General features: G+C 53.8%; 13 protein-coding genes and 1 tRNA gene. 8 read left to right on the forward strand and 6 right to left on the reverse strand.

The genetic code is table 11. The features are described from left to right. The first annotated feature begins 54 nt into the window (after positions 1–54). The 3 genes from Mag101_RS06165 to glcF are packed head-to-tail and all read left to right on the forward strand — an operon-like array spanning position 55 to position 3855. Positions 55–1473: an FAD-linked oxidase C-terminal domain-containing protein gene (locus tag Mag101_RS06165; protein ID WP_077408112.1), complete on the forward strand. Its 1419-nt coding sequence runs from the start codon at positions 55–57 to the stop codon at positions 1471–1473. Next, the gene (locus Mag101_RS06170; protein ID WP_077402253.1) at positions 1466–2545 is read left to right on the forward strand and encodes an FAD-binding protein; all 1080 of its coding nucleotides are present in this window, start codon (positions 1466–1468) and stop codon (positions 2543–2545) included. Before Mag101_RS06165 ends, Mag101_RS06170 begins: the two co-directional genes overlap by 8 nt. Continuing rightward, positions 2545–3855 carry a glycolate oxidase subunit GlcF gene (gene glcF, locus Mag101_RS06175; protein ID WP_077402256.1) on the forward strand — a complete coding sequence of 437 codons (1311 nt, stop codon included), beginning with the start codon at positions 2545–2547 and terminating at the stop codon, positions 3853–3855. Before Mag101_RS06170 ends, glcF begins: the two co-directional genes overlap by 1 nt. A 154-nt stretch (positions 3856–4009) precedes the next feature. Here the strand turns inward: glcF and murQ are convergent, their stop codons facing one another. The 3 genes from murQ to Mag101_RS06190 are packed head-to-tail and all read right to left on the reverse strand — an operon-like array spanning position 4010 to position 7548. Beyond that, positions 4010–4984: an N-acetylmuramic acid 6-phosphate etherase gene (gene murQ / locus Mag101_RS06180; RefSeq protein ID WP_077402259.1), complete on the reverse strand. Its 975-nt coding sequence runs from the start codon at positions 4982–4984 to the stop codon at positions 4010–4012. A 48-nt stretch (positions 4985–5032) separates the two neighbouring features. Continuing rightward, complete coding sequence (locus Mag101_RS06185) at positions 5033–5941, reverse strand: BadF/BadG/BcrA/BcrD ATPase family protein (RefSeq protein ID WP_077402264.1); 909 nt, start codon at positions 5939–5941, stop codon at positions 5033–5035. Beyond that, positions 5938–7548: a sodium:solute symporter gene (locus tag Mag101_RS06190; protein ID WP_077402267.1), complete on the reverse strand. Its 1611-nt coding sequence runs from the start codon at positions 7546–7548 to the stop codon at positions 5938–5940. The genes Mag101_RS06185 and Mag101_RS06190 overlap by 4 nt, the downstream gene beginning before the upstream one ends. A gap of 230 nt (positions 7549–7778) precedes the next feature. On the opposite strand from Mag101_RS06190, the gene Mag101_RS06195 reads away from it, so the two are divergent. Next, positions 7779–8630, forward strand: coding sequence for a MurR/RpiR family transcriptional regulator (locus Mag101_RS06195; protein ID WP_077402269.1), 852 nt, complete (start codon positions 7779–7781; stop codon positions 8628–8630). Between the two features lie 282 nt (positions 8631–8912). Here the strand turns inward: Mag101_RS06195 and ppnN are convergent, their stop codons facing one another. The 3 genes from ppnN to Mag101_RS06210 form a co-directional block, all read right to left on the reverse strand. Next, the gene (gene ppnN, locus Mag101_RS06200; protein WP_077402272.1) at positions 8913–10295 is read right to left on the reverse strand and encodes a nucleotide 5'-monophosphate nucleosidase PpnN; all 1383 of its coding nucleotides are present in this window, start codon (positions 10293–10295) and stop codon (positions 8913–8915) included. 217 nt (positions 10296–10512) lie between these two features. Beyond that, a tRNA-Arg gene (locus tag Mag101_RS06205) sits at positions 10513–10589 on the reverse strand. A gap of 238 nt (positions 10590–10827) precedes the next feature. Continuing rightward, entirely contained in the window at positions 10828–11871 is a 1044-nt protein-coding gene (locus Mag101_RS06210; protein ID WP_077402275.1) for a tRNA dihydrouridine synthase, read from the reverse strand. 304 nt (positions 11872–12175) lie between these two features. Here Mag101_RS06210 and Mag101_RS06220 point away from each other — a divergent pair, with 304 nt between their 5' ends. From Mag101_RS06220 to djlA, 4 genes are all read left to right on the forward strand, one after another. Then, on the forward strand, positions 12176–12424 hold the full coding sequence (locus Mag101_RS06220) for an OadG family protein (protein ID WP_232325163.1): 249 nt from the start codon (positions 12176–12178) through the stop codon (positions 12422–12424). An 89-nt stretch (positions 12425–12513) separates the two neighbouring features. Then, a complete protein-coding gene (oadA, locus tag Mag101_RS06225) occupies positions 12514–14322 on the forward strand; it encodes a sodium-extruding oxaloacetate decarboxylase subunit alpha (protein WP_077402285.1) in 1809 nt (602 codons plus the stop codon). Positions 14323–14333: 11 nt separating this feature from the next. Continuing rightward, positions 14334–15647, forward strand: coding sequence for a sodium ion-translocating decarboxylase subunit beta (locus Mag101_RS06230; protein WP_077402288.1), 1314 nt, complete (start codon positions 14334–14336; stop codon positions 15645–15647). A gap of 188 nt (positions 15648–15835) precedes the next feature. Next, complete coding sequence (gene djlA, locus Mag101_RS06235; protein ID WP_077402291.1) at positions 15836–16624, forward strand: co-chaperone DjlA; 789 nt, start codon at positions 15836–15838, stop codon at positions 16622–16624. Positions 16625–16629 lie beyond the last annotated feature (5 nt).

Raw genomic sequence — 16629 nt, forward strand, 5'->3', positions numbered from 1 at the left:
GAGGTAACTGTGAGCCATATTGACTCCGCTCATGAAACGGATGAACAAGCTTTTATGGCCGCACTGAGAAACGTATTTCACGGTGAGCGGCTGTTGGTGAAGCGTGAGAATCTAGCCCCGTATGAATGTGATGCCTTGCCGGTGTATACCACTCAGGCACTTGCTGTGGCGTTAGCGGAATCAGAACAGGATGTGGTGGAAGCCTTAAAGCTTTGTAAGGAGTTTGGGATTCCACTTGTGTCTCGCGGTGCCGGCACTGGTTTATCTGCCGGTGCCAAGCCGATTGCGGGAGGCCTGCTACTGGTGACGGCACCGATGAAGCAGATTCTGGAAATAGATCAAGTAGCGATGACTGCTCGGGTACAACCCGGAGCGATTAATCAGCAGCTTTCCATTGCATCTGCACCGCACGGGCTTTACTACGCGCCAGACCCATCATCGCAAATCGCCTGCTCGATTGGTGGCAACGTGGCAGAAAATGCTGGCGGGGTGCACTGCTTGAAGTACGGCGTTACGGTGCAGAACGTTCTTTCGGTGCGACTCGTGTCCGCTGCCGAGGAAAATTTCGGCGAAGTCATTACTCTCGGGAGCAGTTGCCTCAGCCAACCAGGCTTTGATTTGTTGGCTCTGGTGCATGGTAGTGAAGGTGGTCTGGGCGTGATTACGGAGGTGACGGTCAAGCTTACGCCGGTACCTGAGCAAACCCGAACATTGATGGCGGATTTCGCCAGTGTTCGCCAAGCGGCAGATGCGGTATCTGCAATTGTGCGCGCAGGTGTTATTCCCGCAGCTTTGGAAATGATGGATAAGCTCGCCATCTCGGCAACGGAAGCGTTTTGCAAAGCGGGATATAACCTGGATGCGGCTGGTATTTTGCTGATCGATCTCGACGGTCATCCTCTCGAAGTCGAGGCGGAACTGGCTATCGTCGAGAGGGTGCTTGGGGAATCCGGCGCAATTGCTGTGCATCTTGCGTCGGATGATGAACAACGAGCGCACTGGTGGAAAGGACGCAAAAGTGCCTTTCCCGCTATTGGCCGTTTATCGCCGGATTACTACTGTATAGATGGCACCGTGCCGCGACATCGAATTGGTGACGTACTGGAGGCCACCGAGCGTTTTGCGGAAAAATACGCACTACGTGTGGCTAATGTATTTCATGCCGGCGATGGCAACCTGCACCCCATCATTATGTTTGATGGAAGAGAACCAGATGCACTCGAGCGCACAGAAAAGCTCGCAGCGGATATTTTGGAGTATTGCATTGAGGTCGGCGGCACAATTACTGGTGAACATGGCGTGGGTGTCGAGAAAATCAATCAGATGGCGGTGCAATTCAGTGATGCCGAACTTGCACAGTTCCGCGCTATCAAGTCGGCTCTTGATCCCCACAACCTGTTGAACCCCGATAAACAGATTCCAACCTTGGCACGTTGCCAAGAGTACCGTGCATTGAGGAGTTGTTGTGGCTGAGGTTACTTCTCATGCAGTGACGCGTGATATTTCTGATGTGATTGCGGCACAAGTGGCTGCCGCTTACCGAGGTGGTGAAGGCGACATAGCGTCCATTTGTCTTGGGGGGAGTGGTTCCCGCGGGGCATTTGGCGTGGATGATCAAGCAACCGTGTCTCTCGCTGATCACACGGGTATTGTAGATTACCAACCTGATGAACTGACTCTGCGCGCTCGTGCGGGAACACCTATTTCTGAAATTGAGGCATTGCTGAGGCAAAACAACCAATGTTTTGCAGCGGAGATTCCCAGCCCTTCTACGGGTAGTACCTTGGGCGGAGCAATTGCCTGCGGTTGGGATGGACCCGGCCGGGCTTTTGCTGGCGCACTGCGGGATATTGTATTGGGTTGCCAGCTGGTGAATGGCCGCGGGGAAACGGTGCGGTTTGGTGGCCAGGTCATGAAGAATGTCGCGGGGTTTGATCTCGCGCGCTTACAAGTTGGCGCACTTGGCACGCTGGGCGCAATGCTGGATGTCACCCTTCGTTTGCAGCCACGACCGGAGTGTACCAAGTCTGTAGTGTTTGATGTCTCCCCGATTGAGATTGGGGAATGGTGGCAGCGCACTCGCACTCTTCGGCCGCTATTGTCTGGGACCTGTTATTTGGAAAGGCGCCTGCATTTGCGGTTTAGTGGGCGTGAACTCGCTGTGAACGACGTTCTGAAGCGGATTGGTGGGGAAGTGAGTGCGCTGGATTGGCATGCTCTCAGAGACCTCAAAACAGAATTTTTCCATGGTGAGCGATTGGCCTGTGCCTATTTACCTCGGTATTCCTCGTTGCCACTGACCGCTGGGCAGGCACTCGTTGAGTGGGAGGGAGCGCGTGTTTGGGTTCGCAATGGCGATCATCTTACTCTGGCGCGCGACGTTACCGAACTCGGCGGGTTTGTAAGGGTGATGCGTGGTCAAATGGTAAGTACTCGGGGTATTACCCCCGCCTGGCATCGCGCTCTGAAATCGGCACTAGACCCGAAGGGTGTATTTAATCCAGTCCATTTCGAACGATGTTTCACTGGCGAGGGGTTCGCATAGTGCAGGTCAATCTGATTGATGGGTTGCTGCAGGAAGGCGAAAAACAGCGTGCAGAGCAGGTGCTGAATGCCTGTGTCCACTGTGGTTTTTGTACTGCTACTTGCCCCACCTACCTCCAGCAAGGGAATGAGCTTGACAGCCCGCGTGGGCGTATCTACCTCGTCAAGGAGATGCTCGAACGCGGTGAAGCGACGAAGGCGACACGCCAGCATCTGGACCGATGCCTAACCTGTTTGAGCTGTGAAACGACCTGTCCATCCGGGGTGGAGTATCACAAGCTGGTGGCGATCGGGCGTCATACCATTGAGCGCCTGGCACCCCGTGGAAAGCTCGACATCTTCGTGCGCTGGGGTTTGCGTAAACTTATGGTAACGCGGGGGCTGTTCGCGGGATTTTTGCGTGTAGGACGGCTTTTTTCTGGGCTTCTTCCTGCAACAATCCGCAGAGTGTATTTCCCCGTGGTCCCGCGGTTTGACGTCAAGGCAGCTCTGGATTCGGCGGCTGCCCCGCGTAGTCTGCTTCAGAAGGGTACCGTATTGATTGTACGCGGCTGTGTGCAACCAGCATTGCGGCCACAAACAGACTTGGCAATGTCAAAGATCCTAAATTACTTTGGTGTGCCCATTGCTGAAAGTACTTTCGCCAGCTGTTGTGGTGCTGCGAGTTTCCATACCAGCGGTGAAGAGGAGGCCAGGAGACTGGCGCGCACCAATATTGATGGTTGGTGGAAGTTGAACCAGGGCGTGGATGGCCCGGTATTGCGTGCAATTATTTCAACTGCATCAGGCTGTGGCGTGCATCTGAAAGATTATCCTCACTTGCTGCAGGACGATGAGGAATATAGGGAAAAAGCAGTCCAGTTGGCCAGCTTGGTGAAGGATCCTGTTGAATTACTGGAAGAGTTGTTTTCAGAGAGCACCCCTACGCTGTCTTCAGTTGCGCAGGAGCAGCGGCTGGCATTCCACTGTCCGTGCACGCTTCAGCATGGGCAGGGGCTCAATCAGCGCGTGGAGCAGTTGTTGGGGCACTTGGGCATTAGGCTCCCCCAAATTGCCGACAGTCATCTTTGCTGCGGTTCGGCAGGTACCTATTCGGTCTTGCAACCGTCGATGTCCAAGCTTCTACGCGGGCAGAAGTTAACACAATTACTGGCGACGGATCCCGATACGGTCATAACCGCAAACATAGGCTGTCAGCTGCATTTGCAGAGTGGTACGGAAAAGCCTGTGCGTCACTGGTTAGAGGTTGTCGCGGATGCATTGTCACCTCCGACAAACGTGAAGAATGTACGCGAAGCGTGTAATCGGTAATTGAGCTTGCTATGTCGATGAAAGAATTTTTGTTGTTGTCTGTATTGTTGCTGAGTGCACCAGACACAAAGAAAAAACCGGGGACATTCCCCGGTTTTTTGTAAGCTATTACTAAGCTCAACTACTTCTTGTCTAGTTTGTACCTGGTTTGTATTTAGGCAGGCGCACGGATCCTTTCTTTCGCTATGGCAGCGCGTGTAGGCTTGTTGTCCTTTTTCGCCAGCTGCAGTGCCTTGCGCAGGAAGCCGTTGGCCTGATCCAGCGCCAACTCGGATGCATTCCTGTCTAACCCGCTCAAAATAATCATGATGGCAAGCTTTGCATTGTGTTCACAGCTTTTAAGTACGCGATCGGCTTCTTCCAACTCGACGCCGGTGGCTTCCATTACAATGCGTCGCGTGCGGCTGACGAGTTTTTCATTGGTTGCTTTCACATCAACCATTAAGTTGTAAAAGCTTTTCCCAATACGAATCATGCTGGCGGTTGTCAGCATGTTCAGTACGAGTTTCTGCGCGGTACCCGCTTTCATTCGGGTAGAGCCGGTAAGGATCTCCGGGCCCACTTCCGGAAGAATCGCGATATCGGCTTCAGCGGCAATGGCTGCGGTTTTGTTGCAGGAAAGGGCTACGGTAGTGCATCCCTTTGCATGGGCGTGGCGCAGTCCACCGATAACATAGGGGGTACGTCCACTCGCAGCGATGCCGACGACGACGTCTTCCTTGCGCAGGTTGATCTTGTCCAGGTCCTCACCCGCCAGCGTGAAGCTGTCTTCCGCGCCTTCCTGTGCCCGGTACACCGCTTCTTCCCCGCCGGCAATCAGTGCCACAACCATGTCTTCTTCTACCCCGTAGGTGGGCGGGCATTCCACTGCATCGAGAATACCCAGGCGACCACTGGTACCAGCACCCATATAAATTAGCCTGGCACCTGACTTAAAGGCCTCTGCAATGGCATCTACCGCGCGCGCGATTTGTGGGATTTCGCGATGAACGGCTTCTGGTACTTCGCGATCGGCATTATTTATTTTCTCGAGAATTTTCTCACTGGATAGGAGGTCGATATCGAGCGTATCGGGGTTGCGTGCTTCGCTGGTCAGCGTTGCCAGTTCATTAAGCAATTGTGCATTCATGGCTTAGTTGGACTCCAATGTCGTCGCCAATATTCAGAAGCCGCTCAGTTACGAGCCGTGCTGTATTGAGTTCTTTTTTCTGGTCTCGGTGCTCGGTTCACCACATTGGCGAGCCATTATGCAGGCGCCGTCCAGTGCAGTTCCCAGCGCGGGAATTTGCCGAGCTTGATGTGCAGGGCGCAAATGTGGAGCTAGTTTGTCTGCCAGCCCCCCAAGAAGAGCGAGTGGCAAAGTCTCCCCGTCGCTGGCCGCTTCGATCAGGCGATCGACTTCCGCAGCAGTTTTGCGGACGATCTCACCAGCTAATGCGCAGTGGGGCAGGTGTTTGAATACAGTTGGGGCCAGGGCGGCATACTCCCGTGAACCCGCGCTTTGCAGCCAGGGCAAGATCTGCGCGCGCTCTTGCCCTACAACCGACATGACCTCTTGGCAAACCGAACTTTTCGCGTGGCCATGGATATCCAATTCCCATAGCAGCGCGCGCACCAGACTTTTTCCGATGGCGGCACCACTGCCTTCATCGCCGACCGCCAGTCCCCAGCCACCAAATTGACGGGTGATACCGTCTCTCCCCAGCTGCATCGCTACAGAGCCGGTACCGACCGCAACCATTACGATTGGAGTACCCGCGCCGGCCCCCACTAGTGAGGTCTTGGCATCAGAAGTGACCTGCACACTTCTGAAGCCCTCTGCCAACAGAGCTTGTTGCAGCTTGGTTGCAGAAGTTGGGTTGCCGGCACCTGCCACGCCGCAGACGACATGGGTCTGCTCAGCGGCAATTGGTGTGCTGGCCAACAATTGTCGACTGATCTCGACAACGTTTGTGATGGCACCATTTAGATCTTGGGTGAGGGAGCTGGCCCCAGATTTTGCCGTGGTCAGGGTTCCATTCGCGTCTTCAAGGCGCGCCAGGGTTTTGGTGCCGCCGCCGTCGATCCCTATAAAGTAGCTGCTCATTTTGAGTGTGCTGCGTTGAGTTCCTTGTTTTCCGTGCCCGAGGGCCCAGTGGTGTCGTCGACTTCAATGGGAGCAGCGGCCGGGCTACCAAGGTTACATACGGCAAAAGAAACGAGCGTGCCGAGACATAGCTGCCATGGGAACGCAATGATCGGCGGCTCGCTGGTTCCGGTAACCATGGTGATCATCCAGGGTTGCTGCAGTAGGGTGACGGTAAAGCCTGCGGCCAAGGCCCAGCCCACACTGGTTGCATTGCCACGGCCAGTGAAGAGTGCAGTAAAAAACACGCCCAGAAGGCCGGAGTAGGCGAACACCATCACCGAGAGTGCAAAGGTAATCAGTGGCAAATCGCTGATTTGTTGCCAGTAGAAACAAAGTACTGCCATCAGGCCAAGTGCCGCGGCAACAAGGGTCATGCCCCAACGACCCGCAACAACAAAATGTTGTGCATTTCTCTCAATGCCCCGTTGCTGAAGTCGATGACGGTAAAGGTCTTCGATCAATACGCTGGCCATTGAGTTGAGGCTGGAATTCAGGGTAGAGAGAGCGGCGGCAATCACACCGATAGTCACCAGGCCGCGAAGGCCCGCGGGCATTTCGTGCAACACATAGTGCATAAATACGGTGACATCTCCCCCTGTCGGCATGGAAGCTGGATCGCCGCCCATGAGCGAAGGGTTTTGGTAGAAAATATGCAACAGCAGTCCGATACCCATAAATACGGCCATCACTGGGATTACCATAACCACAGAGAAGAGCACCGCGCGTGCGCCTTCCCGGGGTGTCTTGCAGGTGAGGACGCGCTGCGTCACGTCCTGATCCAGCCCAAAGGCGGCAATGTTCAGCAGGACAAAACCGGTAAGGGTTGCCCATAAATTAAATGGATCACTCAAGTCCCAGCTGGTATCGATCAGTGTCAGTTTGGATGGCCCCTCCGCAGGGGCGCCCAGTGCAGCAAAAATTTGACCGAAATCCGCAGGGATCTGGGTAATCAGTACGGCCAGCACGGCAAGCGCTGCACTGACATATACCGCACACTGCAGCACATCACTCTGGATGACTGAACGCACACCACCGATGAAGGTTTGCAGGAGGCCTGCTGCGGTGAGCAAAACAACCGCTGCAATCACGTGGTCTGCAGCAATGTCATTAAACAGAATCATCGAGACGGCGATTGCGGCCATATACAATCGGGCACCGCTGGCGAATACACGGCCGAGAAGATAGATACCACCGGCACGATGTTTGGCTTTTTCGCCAAAGCGTGATTGCAGGAGTTCGTATACGGTCGTCACCCGATTGGCGTAGAATTTGGGAATTAAAACACTCGCCACAATGAACGCCGCGATGATTGCGCCGACGTTGGTGAAGAGGTAAGTGAGGTCGCCGCGGTAACCCAAGTCGGGCCCGCCCAGGAAGGTGGCGGCAGATTGGGTGGTCGCCAGAGTGGAAATAGCCACCATCCACATAGGCATGCTGTTGCGAGCGAGGAAGTAGTCGCGGCTATCTTTTGCACGATTCTGGCTGAAATACCACGCGGAGGCGGCCAGGATTGCCAAGTACAGCGCAAATATTCCCCAATCCAAACCGGTAAACTGCAATTCCATCGAATGTCACTCGCTTGAAAATAAATGGCCTTCGTAAATACGATACCAATTTTTTATTCCTGATTTTAGGTACAATTGGTATCATTTATTCTTGCTTTGCGCAAAGTATTTTCTATCGGCGCTACCGATAAGCCCCCGATTTCCGGGGCTTGGCAGGTGTTTTTCGTGGCGCGCGGCAATGATGAATACAATTGCGGAATTTTTTTGTAGCAATAAGGTTCGATCATCTCATGAGCACCTTGGTTAAAATTCGCGCCATGCGCGACAGCATGTCCAATCACGAACAGCGCATTGCTGATTTCGTTTTGGAAAATGTCGACGCTGTTCGCGCGCAATCTTCCAAGGCGTTGGCCGAGCAAGTGGGGGTTTCCCAGTCGAGCGTGGTGAAGTTCAGCCAAAAACTTGGCTACAAGGGTTATTCCGACCTGAAGCTGTCTTTGACCGAATCTGTTGCGCGTTCTGCGATGTTGCCGAAGGCGATTCATGGCGATATTGCGGCCGATGACGACCTTGCGACGGTTGCACAAAAATTGATTGCCCGGAAAAACCTGGCCTTGAACGAAACGGTGATGGCGAATTCTGAGAAGGTTTTACTGCAATCTGCAGAGTCCCTGCTCAGTGCCAAGCGCATTTTGATGTTCGGGGTAGGGGCGTCCTCTCTTGTCGCAAGAGACGTGGCCTACAAGCTGATGAAGTTGGGTAAATCGGTATTGGTTGAAAACGATACCCATGTACAGGTTGCCAATGCTGCTACGCTCGGTCAGGGGGATGTGGTGTTCGCAATTTCCGAGTCTGGGGTAACCCAGGACGTGATCCGTGTCGCGCAAGCGGCCGCATCACAGGGGGCTGAAGTTATCTCGTTAACGCGTTTTGCCCGTAATCCTCTCACCGAGCTGGCAACGCACAGTCTTTTCTGTGTGGCCAATGAATCCGAGGCGCGCAGCTCCTCTATTTTGGCGCGCACCGCTCAATTCATGATCACTGACTTGCTATTTATTTTGATTTCCCAGCGCGATGAAAAAGCGAATGAGCTTTTTGACCGTAGCCGACAAGCGGTAGAAGTGTTGCGCCGCGATTCTTAGCTTCTCAAGACGCTGAATTCGGGCCCGCAATAAAAAATGCCCGATCGGGGTTGAATTCCCAAATAAGGAATAATATATTCTGATTTCTCGTGTGGTTGTGGAATTATTGTTTTTGATAGCGACAGTACCTGCGACCTCGCGGGCTTTGACGCTGGTTCAGTAAGTGAGAGTTTACCGTCCCGGTGTCATTCACCTTGTACTTCCAATTCTGATTTCCTCTTTTGTTGAATTGGCTTTGGAGCCCTGCAGGGCTCCGGTTTTTTCCCCTTCCAACTTTTCATATTATTCGGCACTGATTCGATAGCAGGGTTTGTATGCGGTGCCTGGAAGCTTCATACGCTGTTGCTTTACGAACGAGTTCAGTAGCGTATCCATACTTTTCATCAGGGATGGATCACCACGGAGCTCGTAGGGACCATGCTTTTCAACGTTGCGGATGCCTTCATCTTTCACGTTGCCTGAAACGATACCGGAGAATGCGCGACGCAAGTTGGCGGCAAGTAAGTAAGGCTGCTGGTGATTGTGCAGAGCGAGATCGCGCATGTTTTCGTGGGTTGGGGTGAATGGACGCTGGAACTCCGTGGAAATCTTGAGCTGCCAGTTGTAGTAGTAGGCATCGCCGGTTTCTTTGCGGAATTGGCGAACTTTTAAGATCCCCGCCGACATCTGCCGCGCAACTTCTTGCGGATCATCAATGATGATCTGATAGCGGGAGCGGGCTTCTTCACCGAGAGTCTCGCCAATAAACCGATCGATTTGGAAAAAATACTCTTCCGCACTGGCCGGCCCGGTAAATATGAGCGGGAAGGGCTGGTGCTTGTTTTCTTCGTGCAAAAGAATACCGAGTAAGTAGAGGATCTCTTCGGCAGTGCCTGCGCCGCCGGGGAACACAACGATACCGTGCCCGGTACGCACAAATGCTTCCAGCCTTTTTTCAATGTCAGGCATGATGACCAGTTGGTTGACGATCGGGTTGGGCGCCTCTGCAGCGATAATGCCTGGCTCGGAAATACCAAGATATTGCCCATCACGATCCCGTTGCTTGGCGTGGCCAATGGTTGCGCCCTTCATTGGGCCTTTCATTGCCCCCGGGCCACAGCCAGTACAGATATCAAGGCTGCGCAGGGCAAGCTCATAGCCGACTGTCTTGGTGTATTCGTATTCCTCGCGTGAAATTGAGTGACCACCCCAGCATACGACCAGGCGCGGTGCCCGGGCGCGGTCGAAGGTGCCCGCATTCCTGAGGATATGGAATACCGCATCAGTGACCCCTTGTGCCGAAACCAGGTCGTAGCGTGGGTCCCCGGTTATCTCACTCCTGACGTAGATGATGTCTCTGAGAACCGCAAAGAGGTGCTCCGCAATACCTTGAATCATGCGTCCGTCGACAAACGCACTTGCGGGTGCGTTACAGACTTTGAGTTTGACCGAGCGCTCTGTCGGGATGACGGAGATATTGAAGTCGGCGTATTGCTCCAGAAGTTCCTTGCCGTCGTCCTGGTAGTTGCCGCAGTTCAGGACCGCGAGGGCGCAATTGCGAAAAGTGGTGTTTTCCGGCCCGCGACTGGTGTCGGTAAGTTTATGGATTTCGTATTTCGAGAGGATATCGAACTGACCCGTAGGCGATACACGCGCGTCAACGAGATCGATAAGTTCAGTGGTCATACAGCCCCCATTAATGCTCGTTATTCAGTAACCGTTATGTTCAATGCCTGGGGCGCCGGTTTGCATTGAATGGCGGGCGCCTCGGGGCAGAGGTTTTATTAATAGGTGTCTGATTAAGGATAGCTGACGGGGAAGTCGTGGTTGGGGTTGGGGGGAGCAATTTGAAGTGGGGGAAATGAAAAAGCCCCGAACTCTTTCGAGTTCAGGGCTTCTTGTATGGCGCGCTCGGGAGGATTCGAACCTCCGACCGCCTGGTTCGTAGCCAGGTACTCTATCCAGCTGAGCTACGAGCGCGTCGTTGTGGTTGCGAACTATAGTGACTTGCCTTGGCTTCGTCAACATTTTTTTTAAAAGATTTTTTAAAAACTCTTTTAAAATCCGCAAGTTACCGAGCTTTCGCTGTTGGCCGAAACCTGTGCTTCAGCTCGATAGGGCGCGCATCATGCCGCGCCTTTTCTTCCAATGCAAGCAGTTTTTTTCACTTTTTCGGTGAGGCCTGAAATGTGGGCTGTGAGGAGCCTGTTTCTGGGGGTCAGGCGGCGTTTTCTTCACTCAAGCGGGCTGATGTGGGCGCCTGCGTATTCAGGTGCATGGCAAATGCCCGCTCGATGATTTCGTGGTCCCGGTGTCGTTTGATCTCTTCAAAGAAGCTCTGCGCTTCCGGAAAACTGAGCTTCAGGTAGGCCAGCCACTGCTTGACCCGGTTACCCAGATATTTGGCCGGGTAGAGATCTTTGGTGGTGATGTAGTACTCGTGAAGTATTCCAACCACTTGAGTCCAGCTCATCGGAGTCACTTCCTCGCCCGCGCACAGAGACCGAATTTGCAGGCCGATATCCGGGCGCGCGAGTAGGCTGCGTCCAAACATATAAGCATCGCATTGGGTAACCTCGCGGCAGCGCTCAAAGTCCTTGAGTGTCCACAGGTCACCGTTGGCGATTACCCGTATACCCAGTTCTTGGCGGATCTCACCAATGTATTCCCAGTAGGCGGGTGGGCGGTAACCATCGACCTTGGAGCGTGCGTGTACTGCCAGTTCAGATGCACCACCAGCCTCGGCGGCACGGGCGTTATCCATGTAGGAACTGCGGTCGTTGAACCCGAGGCGAATTTTTGCAGTTACGGGTATTGAGTCGGGTACCGCCTTGCGCACCGCAGCCACAATTCCTTCTACCCGCACAGGAGATTGGAGCAGGCAAGCGCCGCCGTCACTGTTATTCACCTGTTTGGCCGGGCAGCCAAAGTTCAAGTCGATAGCCTTTGCCCCAGCTTCCACCGCACGGGCTGCGTTATACCCCATGGCTTGTGGGTTACCGCCCAGCAGCTGTAGGCGCACCGGAATACCGGAAGGTGTTTGTGCGCCCCGGTCTAGCTCGGGGCAAAGGCGGGTAAAGACCCGGCGTGGGAGTTTTGTTTGGGTAACTCTTACAAACTCGGTAACGCAGACATCGACCCCACCAATTTTTGACAGCAGCGCACGCACGTGGTGGTCAATGACGCCTTCCATTGGAGCTTGGTAGATGAGTGGAGCCGGGTTGGAAGGTGCCGTTGGCTTGGGGTTGGATTTTGTGGTCATGAAATAGCGTGACATTGCGGTACAACAGGGTGGCTATTGTACGAGAAATTTCGTGTATTGGTTAGTTATTGTGCAGTGTCGCTTGTCTGGCCTCGGAAACTCGCTACTCATCGGGTGTGAAAAAGATAGATGGTCAGATCTGGCAGGTAAAATGGTCGAAAATGACGCTTTTATATGGGTTCTTGGTTGCTTCTGTAACTAATAAGTGTTTGATTTTGAAAGGTTCTTTTACCGATAATATCGCCCGCTCAATCATTGGTATGAAATACCGCATCAATAAATTACAAAAATCGAGGGAAAAACCGTGCAAGAAGCATTAATGCAGCAGGGCCTGGACATCACATTGTTCGGCATGGGCATTGTATTTACATTTCTGCTGTTGCTGGTGATTTGTACCACCATCATGTCACGCGTGATGACCCGTTTTTTCCCTGAGGCTGAGCCCGCTGCCGTTCGGTCTTCTGCACCCGCTGCGCCATCGGCAGCCGGGAACGCGCGTCTTCGTAAAATCATTGAAGAAGCCGTTAAGCAACATCGTAATCGTCGTAAGTAGTTTTCACATAATGAAAGCACCGGTACATACCGGTGCATATAACGACAACATTCATTTTTCCAAGATCAATTTTCGAAGAGAGATCAGCTATGACTGAGGTTAACTCTTTAGCTAAAAAATCCCCGCTTGGGATTACCGACGTAGTCCTGCGTGACGCCCACCAATCGCTTTTTGCTACCCGCCTGCGCTTGGACGACATGCTGCCGATTGCAGAGAAGTTGGATAAGGTCGGGTTCTGGTCTCTCGAGTCTTGGGGTGGTGCGACATTCGATGCGTGTATTCGCTACCTTGGTGAAGATCCTTGGGAGCGTATTCGCGAACTGAAAAAAGCGATGCCCAATACGCCGCAGCAGATGCTGTTCCGCGGCCAAAACATTCTTGGTTACCGTCACTACGCGGACGATGTAGTGGAGAAGTTTGTTGAGCGCGCGGCCACCAACGGTGTGGACGTATTCCGCGTGTTCGATGCGATGAATGATATGCGCAACCTGAAAACTGCACTGGCTGCAGTAAAGAAGCAGGGTAAACATGCGCAAGGCACCATTTCTTATACCGTAAGCCCGGTCCACAACATGGATATGTGGATAGACCTGGGTCGCCAGATCGAGGATATGGGGGCGGACTCCATTGCCATTAAAGATATGGCTGGCCTGTTACGCCCCTATGAAGGCTATGAGCTGGTAAGCAAACTGAAAGCCGCGGTGGACATTCCAATTCATATGCAGTGTCACGCGACTACCGGCCTGTCTACTGCGACCGCGCTGAAGTGCGTGGAAGCGGGCATCGACAATATCGACACCGCGATTTCCTCCATGTCCATGACTTATGGCCACAGCCCCACTGAATCGGTGGTAGCAATTCTGGAAGGTACCGATCGCGATACCGGTCTCGACATTAACCTGCTTGAGGAAATTGCGGCGTATTTCCGTGAGGTGCGCAAGAAATACGCGAAGTTCGAAGGCTCCCTGCGTGGTGTTGACTCTCGAATTCTGGTTGCACAAGTACCTGGCGGCATGTTGACCAATATGGAAAACCAGCTGCGTGAACAGGGCGCCGGTGATCGTCTGGACGAAGTGCTGGAAGAAATTCCGCGTGTACGCAAAGACCTGGGTTATATCCCGCTGGTTACCCCAACTTCACAGATCGTTGGTACCCAGTCGGTATTGAACGTTCTGACCGGTGAACGTTACAAATCAATTTCCAAAGAAACCGCTGCCGTGCTGAAAGGCGAATACGGCGCGACGCCAGCAGACGTAAATAAAGAGCTGCAAGACAAGGTTCTGGAAGGCGGTGAGCCGGTTACCTGCCGCCCGGCGGACCTGATTGCACCGGAACTGGACAAACTGTCTGCAGAATTGCAGCAAAAATCCTCCGAAGACGATATCGCACTCACCGCAGGTGACGGTCAGATTGATGATGTACTGACTTACGCACTGTTCCCGCAAATCGGCCTCAAGTTCCTCAAGAACCGCGGCAATGCGGACGCATTTGAGCCAGTTCCCACTGGTAATGAAGGCTCCGAAGTGAAAAACGATGCGGGCGAAAGTGTTTATACCGTCTCTGTGGAAGGTGAGAGTTACACCGTGACCGTTGCCGACGGCGGCGATGTCACCGGAATGGTCAAAGTTGGTGGCGAAGCGGTTGCAGCACCTGGCGCTGCCGCCGCACCAGTTGCCGCAGGCTCCGGCGAGCCGGTAAAAGCACCGCTGGCTGGCAATATCTTCAAGGTATTGGTGAAGCCTGGTGATCAGGTTGCCGAAGGCCAGACCATCGTTGTGCTGGAAGCCATGAAAATGGAAACCGCAGTCAGCGCGCCCCGTGCAGGCAGCGTGACCGGTGTCACCGTGAAAGAAGGTGATGCCGTGGCGGTGGGTGACGACCTGCTGACCATCGCGTAACGGAGGCCAAAGTGGAAAATTTAGCAAATCTCTGGCTGTCATCTGGGGCAAACCAGATGACCATCGGGCAGTTCTCCATGATGGTGGTGTGCCTGGGGCTTTTGTTCCTGGCGATTCGTAAAAACTTTGAACCGCTGCTACTGGTGCCGATCGGTTTCGGTGGAATCCTGGCGAATATTCCAGGTGCGAACCTGGCGCTGCCAGCGGTGGAAGCGGCAATGTATTCCGGCGACGCTGGAGTGCTAGCGCAACTTTCACAGGCGCTTGGACTCAGCGGCTTTGAGTCGATGGATAGCCTCAAGGTTGCGTTTGAGAACGCGCCGGCGGCTGCTGCGGAACGCGCTGCTCAGGTTGCGTCGGACGCGGGCTTTTCCAATGGCATGTTGTACAACTTTTATAACGTTGCCATCGCCTCCGGTGTTGCACCTCTGGTGATTTTTATGGGCGTAGGTGCAATGACGGACTTTGGTCCGCTTCTTGCGAACCCGCGCACCCTGTTCCTTGGTGCGGCCGCCCAGTTTGGTATTTTTGCCACAGTGCTCGGTGCGGTTGGCATGTCTGCCATGGGCATTATGGATTTCTCCATCGCGGATGCGGCAGCTATCGGTATTATCGGTGGTGCGGACGGCCCTACCGCGATCTATGTTTCCAGCCTGCTGGCTCCAGACCTCTTGGGTGCGATTGCGGTAGCGGCGTATTCCTATATGGCTCTGGTGCCACTGATCCAGCCCCCAATCATGCGTGCTCTGACGACCGAGCAAGAGCGTCGCATCGAAATGGTTCAGCTGCGTCATGTGAGCAAAAGCGAAAAGATCGTTTTCCCGCTGGTGTTGCTGATTCTGGTTGCGCTATTCCTGCCGGATGCTGCGCCACTGTTGGGTATGTTCTGTTTCGGTAACCTGATGCGTGAATGCGGTGTGGTTTCTCGTCTATCCGATACCGCACAGAATGCACTGATCAACATCACCACCATCTTCCTGGGGCTTTCTGTCGGCTCAAAGCTGGCCGCAGACAAGTTCCTCGACCCGAAAACTCTGGGTATCCTGGCGCTGGGTATCGTTGCGTTCTCGATCGGCACTGCGGCCGGTGTATTGATGGCCAAGCTGTTGAACATGGTGAGCAAGAACAAGGTGAACCCACTGATCGGTTCTGCGGGTGTATCTGCGGTACCGATGGCTGCGCGAGTTTCCAACAAGCTTGGCTTGGAGGCGAATCCGCACAACTTCCTGCTGATGCATGCCATGGGCCCCAATGTGGCGGGTGTTATTGGCTCTGCCGTTGCGGCGGGCGTCATGATTACCATGGTTCGGGCGATGGGCGGCTAATAGCCTCGTATGCTCCCGAGAAAGAACCCCGCACATGCGGGGTTTTTTATTACTCAATTTTCCGGGTGACTGATTAGTTTTGTCTTTTAATGGGAAGCTGCGTGAAATAGGGGGCTTGCCTCCCTCGTGGTAAGATGGCTGCCGATTTAGTGTCTGTGGTCCTTTATATGGGGCCGGAAGGAGAGGTTATGTCCTGGTTGGGAGCGGGTATCGGTGCTGGTATCGGCATGATGTTTGGTGGACCGATTGGTGCCGCACTGGGTGCCTGGGTGGGTAGTTCGTTTAGCTCCGGGCTTAAGAAACTGAGCGAGCAAGGCATCCCGCTCAATCGTGATGGGGCGCAAACGGTGTTTATCGTCGCGCTCTTCTCCATGCTGGCAAAGATGGCCAAGGCTGACGGTCAGGTCTCAAAAGCTGAGGTTCAGCTTGTCGATGATTTCATCAACAACAATCTGCGCCTGAACGCAGAGGACCGCCAGCAGGCGATCAAGATTTTTCAGAATGCCAAATCAGACCAGTTTTCTATTTACGACTATGCCCGCCAATATCGCCAGTTGATTCGCAATCAAGCGATGCGGGAGATGGTATACAGGTTGTTGTTTGCGGTGGCCTTTGCCGATGGTGAATTGCACCCGGCAGAAGAGGAGATATTGCGTAAAATCCCTGAAGAGCTGGGTTTGCATGCCTCTATTTTTACCGCGATGTTTAATGAGTTTGGCCATGGTGGTCCCGCCACTAGTGAGGGCAGCCTCAAGGCGCATTACGATGTGCTCGAATGCAGCCCGGACGCCAGTGACCGAGAGCTTAAGTTGGCTTATCGACGTAAGGCCGCGGAATTCCACCCGGACAAAATCGCTTCCAAAGGTTTGCCGGACGAATTTATGCGCCACGCGGAAGATCAGATGAAAAGTATTACCGTGGCATACGACACGATTGTTGCCGCGCGTAAGCGCGAGGCGGCGGTGAACCAGGCCTGATCTAA

The organism is Microbulbifer agarilyticus (assembly GCF_001999945.1).
GTDB classification, from domain to species: Bacteria; Pseudomonadota; Gammaproteobacteria; order Pseudomonadales; family Cellvibrionaceae; genus Microbulbifer; species Microbulbifer agarilyticus_A.

Coding starts and splice junctions, on each gene's coding strand:
- Mag101_RS06165 (WP_077408112.1), top strand. CDS start 55: ATGGCCGCACTGAGAAACGTATTTCACGGTGAGCGGCTGTTGGTGAAG.
- murQ (WP_077402259.1), bottom strand. CDS start 4,984: ATGAATGCACAATTGCTTAATGAACTGGCAACGCTGACCAGCGAAGCA.
- Mag101_RS06185 (WP_077402264.1), bottom strand. CDS start 5,941: ATGAGCAGCTACTTTATAGGGATCGACGGCGGCGGCACCAAAACCCTG.
- Mag101_RS06190 (WP_077402267.1), bottom strand. CDS start 7,548: ATGGAATTGCAGTTTACCGGTTTGGATTGGGGAATATTTGCGCTGTAC.
- Mag101_RS06195 (WP_077402269.1), top strand. CDS start 7,779: ATGAGCACCTTGGTTAAAATTCGCGCCATGCGCGACAGCATGTCCAAT.
- ppnN (WP_077402272.1), bottom strand. CDS start 10,295: ATGACCACTGAACTTATCGATCTCGTTGACGCGCGTGTATCGCCTACG.
- Mag101_RS06210 (WP_077402275.1), bottom strand. CDS start 11,871: ATGACCACAAAATCCAACCCCAAGCCAACGGCACCTTCCAACCCGGCT.
- oadA (WP_077402285.1), top strand. CDS start 12,514: ATGACTGAGGTTAACTCTTTAGCTAAAAAATCCCCGCTTGGGATTACC.
- djlA (WP_077402291.1), top strand. CDS start 15,836: ATGTCCTGGTTGGGAGCGGGTATCGGTGCTGGTATCGGCATGATGTTT.